The organism is Grimontia sp. AD028, from assembly GCF_000973155.1.
In the GTDB taxonomy this organism is placed as follows: domain Bacteria; phylum Pseudomonadota; class Gammaproteobacteria; order Enterobacterales; family Vibrionaceae; genus Enterovibrio; species Enterovibrio indicus.
Window position 1 is genome coordinate 1 of record NZ_LASY01000190.1, and the last position, 440, is coordinate 440.

Annotated in this window: 1 protein-coding gene; it reads right to left on the bottom strand. The window is 53.0% G+C overall.

The window, feature by feature from the left end:
- Window positions 1-440 (bottom strand): contractile injection system protein, VgrG/Pvc8 family (locus RN22_RS24185; protein ID WP_255350075.1); only part of this gene is annotated, 440 nt, incomplete at both ends.

Sequence of the window (440 nt, forward strand, 5' to 3'; positions counted from 1 at the left end):
AAAAAGCCATAGGCCGGCTTTTTAAAACTGTAATCTTTCAGCTGCGCGGAAGACGGTCTTGCCTGCGCCGAATACTGCCAGCCTTTCACGAAGTTCTCTTTAGATATCCCACCCACATTCACGTTATAAGGCAGCGCAAGGCCCGAAGCTGACAGGGTCTGGGTATCATCCGAGAACAGTACCGTGTGCTTGTCTTTACTGTGCAGAAAGCAATAGAAAATGCCCTCTTCCGCGGCAATACGCTCCAGGAACTCGAGGTCCGTCTCGCGGTACTGCACACAATACTCACGGGTCTGCGGATTCCCGGAGAGCGAGAACGCATAATCATCAATGCCCATCTCCTGCAGGAGAATACTCATGATTTCCGGGGCAGACTGCTGCTGGAAGATACGGCTGTTCTGACGAAGGGACAGTCTGGCAAGGGACGGCACCATCTCCAG